Here is a 6,748-nt window from a genome sequence, read left to right on the forward strand (position 1 = left end):
TCAGGTCATGATCACTTCCCAACAAGCGCTGCTTTCCCTGCAGCTTACTACACAGGTCCGAAACAAAGCGATCGAAGCCTATCAGGAGATCATGCGTACACAGATGTAAAGAGGGTTTAGCAAAGTTTCGGATGGGGTGACGGAGTGAACGAGAGAATCGCCCAATATCGGGATAAGATTTCCGGGTATTGGAATAATTTCAGCAAAAAACAGAAGATATTACTTGTTTCGACATTAGCATTCATCATTATCGCCGTTGTAGTGCTAACGATGCAGTTTACTAAAACCGAGTATGAAGTGGCTTTCCGAGATTTAAATGCTAACGATGCAGCCGGAGTCATTAAATATCTCGATTCTGCGGGTATACCGTATCAACTTAATGCTGGTGGGACACAAATCGCAGTTCCAACCGCTAATGCGGATAAGGCGAAGGTAGATGTTGGGTCTCAAGGCCTGATTCAGAAGGGTTCAATCGGCATGAGTGCTTTTGACCAGTCCTCCTCTGCCATTGGTATGACGGAGAACGAGTTCAATGTGAAGTACAATAATGCATTGAACGGCGAAATACAGCAACTGTTGGAACGGATGGATGGTGTCCAAAGCTCCAAAGCTGTCATTAATATGCCAAAGGAAAACATTTTTGCCGGACTTGAAGAAAAGGACAAAGCCTCCGCTTCGATTCAAATGGAATTCGAGCCTGGCTTTACTCCAAATCAGCAAGCGATCGACGGATATTTTAATCTGGTAAAAACGGCCGTACCGAATCTGCCAGTGGAAAACATTACGATCACCAATAAGGAATATGAGTTGATTCCAACGGCCAAGGGCGGCCAAGGTGGGCTCACTAGTGGTGTTCAGGAAAACATGGCTCTACAGAAGAAGTTTGAGAGCGATGTAAGGAATAATGTCCAACAATTTTTGTCGAAAATTGTTGGAGACGACAAGGTAAACGTGCTGGTTATGTCCCAGCTAAATTTCGACAAAGTCACATCAAAAGAACAAATGGTCACACCTGTTGATCAAACGAAAATGAAGGGTATTGAAATTAGTGCCCAACAAATTCAGGAAAGCTATACGGGCAGTAGTGGACAAACCGGAGGAGTTGCAGGAACAGGAACACAGGATGTTCCGGGCTACCCGGGAGGAGCTAATTCCGGTAATACCAGCTCAGATAAGAGCTCAAGTACGATTAACTACGAAGTTAACCGAATTGCAAGGGATATTATCCAAAGTCCGTACACTGTAAAAGATTTAACCATTAATGTTGCAGTTGAACCACCAACAGGTCAGCAAACGTTGGATACTGCAACTCAGACAGCAATTCAAAATATTTTGGTTAATATTGTAAGAGCATCTTTGGCGAATTCTGGTACTACTATTACAGACGCTGATTTGGCTAAGAAGGTTTCAGTGTTCTCACAAGCTGTTCCAGCACCTGCGAGCACGAATACATTCTTCTCAGCTTCCAACCCTTGGCTATGGGGCATCGGAGCTGCTGTTCTGGCACTGCTGGCGGGGGTAATCTTCCTCATCGTACGCGGTCGTCGTAAGCAGGAAGAAGAGTTGGATGAAGAATTGCAACTCATGCCAACGCCGACGGAGTTCCCGTCTATTACCATGGAAAGTGTGACAAATGAAAGTCAAGTGCGTAAACAGCTTGAAAGTCTGGCGAAAAAGAAACCCGACGAATTCGTCAATCTGCTTCGTACATGGCTGGCTGACGAATAGAGGTGAGTTCATTGGCAAAGGCAAGCAGTCAAGGTTTAACGGGAAGACAGAAAGCAGCTATACTTCTGATCACAATGGGACCAGAGGTATCTGCTCAAATATTCAAGCATTTGCGTGATGAGGAGATCGAGCAACTTACATTGGAAATTGCCAATGTGCGGAAGGTCGATGCCATTGAGAAGGACTCCATCATGGCCGAGTTTCATCAAATTTGTTTGGCTCAGGAGTACATTTCCCAAGGCGGTATTAATTACGCTAAAGAAATATTGGAAAAAGCACTCGGATCGCAAAAAGCAGTTGAGGTCATTAACCGTCTAACAGCGACGTTACAGGTAAGACCCTTCGATTTTGCCCGCAAGGCTGATCCAAACCAGATATTGAATTTTATACAGAATGAGAATCCGCAAACGATTGCTCTCGTGCTTTCGTACTTGCAAATCGAGCAGGCGGCAGCAATTCTGTCGTCTCTGCCACAGGAAAAACAGGCAGATGTGGCCCGGCGTGTCGCTGTCATGGACAGTACATCTCCGGAAGTTATTTCCCAGGTGGAACGAGTGTTGGAGCAAAAGCTGTCTGCAACCGCAACGCAGGATTACACGAATGCGGGCGGTATCGAGTCCATTGTTCAGATTTTGAATGGCGTAGACCGCGGAACCGAACGTACGATTCTCGACTCGCTTGAAATTCAAGATCCAGAACTGGCTGAGGAAATCAAGAAAAGAATGTTCGTGTTCGAGGATATCGTCAATGTGGACAACCGTTCCATTCAGCGCATTATCCGCGATATCGACAATGCAGATTTGCAATTAGCGCTTAAAGTGTCCAGTGAAGAAGTACGCGATGTGATTTTCCGAAATATGTCGAAACGTATGGCAGAAACCTTCAAAGAGGAAATGGAGTACATGGGACCGGTGCGGTTGCGTGATGTGGAAGAAGCACAGACACGTATCGTATCGACGATCCGCAGATTGGAAGAGGCCGGTGAGATTATAATCGCACGCGGCGGAGGAGATGACATCATTGTCTAACTTGATTAAATCTTTCCAATATGTTCCTGTAGAGGCTTTGAAAACAATTGATGTGGCACATACGTATGCGCCAGAAACGACGGATGAAGAAATCACAACTGAATATACGGAGCCGGAGCCTCAGCGAGATCACGAGGCTGAACGGCTACGGGATGAAATGCTGAATGATGCTAAGGATTTTGCCGAACGTCAGGTTCGCGAGGCAGCTGAAGAAGCGGAACGGATGCTTCAGGAGGCACAGCAGCAGATTGAAGCCTGGTGGCAGGAACGACGCGAGCATGACGAGCAGTTAACTCAGTCGTTAAAAGCTGATGGGTTTCAGCAAGGATATGAAGAAGGTCAGAAGCTGGCTGAGGCCGAGCTCCAGACGAAATCAGAGCAGATGATGGAAGAAGCACAGGATATTCTGCGTCAGGCCTATGAGATCAAGGAACAACTGATTCAGGAAGCTGAGCCTTTCCTGGTTGAACTGAGTAGTGCTATTGCTGAGAAGGTCATTGAGAAACAGCTTAGCCTTGAGCCTGAATACACGATTGAATTAATTCGTAAAAATTTGGCTCGTAAGCGGGAAAAAGGAACCATTACATTGTGTGTGTCGCCTCAGCATTTCGCATTTGTGCAAGGTGCACGAGAAGAATTGTCATTAACTGTCGATTCGCAGGCAGAACTTCAAATTATTCCTGATGGTACCGTGAAAGATCGCGGTTGTGTTATCCGTTCTTCCTTTGGGAGTGTGGATGCGCGGATTGATACGCAATTAGCTGAGATCAAAAAGGAATTATTGCGTCTGGCACATGAGAATGAGGAGCGAAGACATGAAGGGGCTTAATGCGCAGCGCTACATGGATCATTTGCGCCAGCTGGACCCGGTTCGGGTAAATGGCAAGGTTACGCAGGTTATCGGCCTGATGGTTGAATCGGAAGGTCCAGACGCCAGTATCGGGGATGTTTGTTACATTTATCCGGGTAAAACGGCAAAGCCGTTGCAAGCGGAGGTCGTAGGCTTCAGGGACAATAAAGTGCTTCTGATGCCACTTGGAGAACTGCAATCCATTGGTCCCGGTTGTGATGTTGTAGGAACAGGGAAACCGTTGAATGTGCAGGTCGGGTCGGAGCTGTTAGGCAAAGTGCTGGACGGATTGGGTCAGCCTCTGGATGGCTCATTGATTCCCTCTCGAATGGCGAGATATTCAACCTTCAATATTCCGTCCAATCCGCTGAATCGTCCGCGTGTGCAGGAACCAATCAGTATCGGGGTGCGCGCTATCGACGGGTTGCTTACTATCGGTAAAGGACAACGGGTTGGTATTTTTGCAGGTTCGGGTGTAGGTAAAAGTACCTTGATGGGAATGATTGCTCGTAATACGGAAGCTGATGTGAATGTAATTGCCTTGATCGGGGAACGTGGACGCGAGGTGCTGGATTTTATTGAACGGGATTTAGGTCCAGAGGGACTAGAACGTGCCGTGGTCATTGTGGCAACTTCCGACCAGCCTGCGTTAATCCGTATTAAGGGTGCACTTATTGCAACGACGATCGCGGAATATTTTCGGGATCGCGGGTTGAATGTCATGCTGATGATGGATTCAGTTACCCGGTATGCGATGGCCCAACGTGAAGTGGGACTAGCCGAAGGGGAGCCGCCAGCAATGAGAGGGTACACACCTTCCGTGTTTGCTAGTCTACCTAAGCTTCTAGAACGTGCTGGGACAGGTCCTACTGGCTCCATAACCGCTTTTTATACGGTACTGGTCGATGGTGATGATATGAACGAGCCCATCGCAGATGCGGTGCGCGGGATTTTGGATGGACACATTGTCTTGAATCGTGGGATTGCGAACAAAGGACATTTTCCCGCAATTGATGTGTTAGCTAGTATTAGCCGGGTTATGAAGGATATCGCACCACGAGATCAGATAGACGCTGCCGAGAACATTAAGCGCTTGATGGCCGTTTACAAAGATTCGGAGGACCTGATTAATATCGGGGCCTATCAGCAGGGTTCAAATGCAGAAATTGACGAATCCATGGAGCGTATACGGGATATATGGGATTTTACAAGACAAAGAACAGATGAAAAGGCTGAGCTGGACGAGGTAAGGGAGCGTTTGATTTCTGAATTTATGAGGAGATGAAGGTTGAACGATGAGATTTCAGTATTCCTTTCAGAAAGTTGTAGACTTGAAAACCAACGAAAAGTCACAGGCCGAATGGTTGCTTTCCAGTGCTGTTGGACAATTGCAGGCTGAGGAGCAGACATTAACACAGCTTGTAGGCGAAAGGAATCGGGTCATATCAGCCATTCAAAAGGCTGCCGAGGATTGCGCGCCACTCTCTACCATTCAGGAATTACAGGCTTATGTTAATCATCTGGACCAATGTATTACACGCAAGCATAGGGATGTTCAATATGCGCAGCAAAATGTGCAAAGCAAACAAACCGTTTTGACCGATAAAATGCTGGATGAACAGGTTTGGCTGAAAGCGAGAGAGAAGGCCAACGTGAAATTCCAACAGGAAATGCTCCTGCGCGAGCAGAACGAGCTGGATGAAATGGCTTCCGTGCGATTTGCCATGAAAGCCCGGTAAGCGGAAAGTCATAGGATACGCATATCAGCTGCCTGAGGAGGAAGACGATGGCACAGAAGTTAGCAGAAAATGAACTGGATATGGATTTAGGAAAAGAATCAGGCGGGGGATTTGAACGGTTTATGTTTTTCCTGATTCCGATTGTGTTCACAATCGTTCTGGTCGGGGTCCTGCTTACATTGTTCAATATGGACTTCAGAAGCGAAATGATTTCATTAGGGAACAAAATACCAGTTGTTAAAAATTGGGTGCCTGAACCGAAAGATAAGGCTACCCAGACGAAAGAGGCAGATCAGAAGGCACAGTCTGAAAGTTCTGAAGCAACCATTCAGCAGTTAAAGTCAGATTTAGCCAAGCAGACGGAGGAGCTTAAAAAGGCTACCGCTGCTAAGACGACACAAGATAAAAAGGTTACTGAACTGCAGAATCAGGTCAATACGCTGCAAACGCAACAGGAACAGCAGCCACAGGCCAGTCAGCAGGGACAGGCTGGTACGCAAACTACAGGTGGAACAACAAATGAAGATCCTTATGTAAAACAGGCCAGAGATCTTGCTAGCATGTATGAAGGAATGACAGCTAGTAAAGCGGCACCGATTATGGAGAATCTGACTACGGAAGAGACTGTGCAGCTGCTAAGCTACATGGACCCTGCCAACAGTGCAAAGATTTTGCAAAAGATGGACGCTAAAAAAGCAGCCGATATTACTATGGCTCTGAAAAACGTAACGCCATCTACGGATTTGTCAGTTGCTGCGTTGCAGTCTCGTCTGAAAAAGGATCAAGGTACCACAGCTGGCACGACGAGTAAGAGTTTGCAAAGCACTCAAATCAGTAGCACATTTGCTTCCATGGACAAGAAGAGCGGTGCCGAACTTATTTTACAAACTTACAAAATCAGTCCAGACAAGGCATTAAACATATTAAATACAGTAGATGATTCGACACGTGGTTCTTTACTACAAAATATGTCTGCCAAGGATGCGGCTCAGACTGCAAAAATTTTGAACAAACTGATGGGCAGTAAGTAATTTAAATGAAGGGAGGTGAAAAATAAATGACCCTTATTTCTCAAAGTGTATCGCTCAGCTCCAGTCAAACAGCTAGCAGTACGACAGCCTCAACAACGAGTACAGCCACGGCTGCCGGAGCAACCACGGGTGCTTTTAATCAAACACTTACGCAAATGATGACAGGCGGGCAAACGGACTCAGCAGGCACAGATGCGAACGGTTCTCCATTAGTTATGGTACTTCCGCTGATTGCAACCGGAGAATCCGCGGAAGCTCCAACCGAGCCGCTGGTCGAAACACTGGCTCCTTTGCTGCAAAATCTCGAAAAGCTGGATGATCAGGTAGCTGCCGATCCTGCTCTGCTTGCTTCTCTGCAAGCGTGGATTCAGC

7 protein-coding genes and 1 pseudogene are annotated in these 6,748 nt (G+C 46.7%); all 8 read left to right on the plus strand.

Annotated elements, in window-relative coordinates; genetic code table 11:
• On the plus strand, positions 1-109 hold a 109-nt coding region (gene fliE / locus GRP75_RS16550; protein ID WP_202404174.1), incomplete at its 5' end, for a flagellar hook-basal body complex protein FliE.
• Positions 110-144: 35 nt separating this feature from the next.
• Positions 145-1,728 carry a flagellar basal-body MS-ring/collar protein FliF gene (fliF, locus tag GRP75_RS16555; protein ID WP_160789836.1) on the plus strand — a complete coding sequence of 528 codons (1,584 nt, stop codon included), beginning with the start codon at positions 145-147 and terminating at the stop codon, positions 1,726-1,728.
• Positions 1,729-1,739: 11 nt separating this feature from the next.
• A complete protein-coding gene (fliG, locus tag GRP75_RS16560; RefSeq protein WP_160789837.1) occupies positions 1,740-2,756 on the plus strand; it encodes a flagellar motor switch protein FliG in 1,017 nt (338 codons plus the stop codon).
• Positions 2,749-3,585 (plus strand): FliH/SctL family protein, encoded by an 837-nt coding sequence (locus GRP75_RS16565; RefSeq protein ID WP_025723732.1) that lies wholly within the window; start codon positions 2,749-2,751, stop codon positions 3,583-3,585. The genes fliG and GRP75_RS16565 overlap by 8 nt, the downstream gene beginning before the upstream one ends.
• The gene (gene fliI / locus GRP75_RS16570; protein ID WP_160789838.1) at positions 3,572-4,891 is read left to right on the plus strand and encodes a flagellar protein export ATPase FliI; all 1,320 of its coding nucleotides are present in this window, start codon (positions 3,572-3,574) and stop codon (positions 4,889-4,891) included. Before GRP75_RS16565 ends, fliI begins: the two co-directional genes overlap by 14 nt.
• Positions 4,892-4,901: 10 nt before the next feature.
• A complete protein-coding gene (gene fliJ / locus GRP75_RS16575) occupies positions 4,902-5,345 on the plus strand; it encodes a flagellar export protein FliJ (RefSeq protein WP_013309890.1) in 444 nt (147 codons plus the stop codon).
• A 47-nt stretch (positions 5,346-5,392) separates the two neighbouring features.
• Entirely contained in the window at positions 5,393-6,376 is a 984-nt protein-coding gene (locus tag GRP75_RS16580) for a magnesium transporter MgtE N-terminal domain-containing protein (RefSeq protein ID WP_028542724.1), read from the plus strand.
• Between the two features lie 26 nt (positions 6,377-6,402).
• A pseudogene (locus GRP75_RS16585) lies at positions 6,403-6,748 on the plus strand (flagellar hook-length control protein FliK); the annotation flags it as partial.

The sequence above is a fragment of the Paenibacillus sp. OT2-17 genome, from assembly GCF_009827695.1.
GTDB classification, from domain to species: Bacteria; Bacillota; Bacilli; order Paenibacillales; family Paenibacillaceae; genus Paenibacillus; species Paenibacillus polymyxa_B.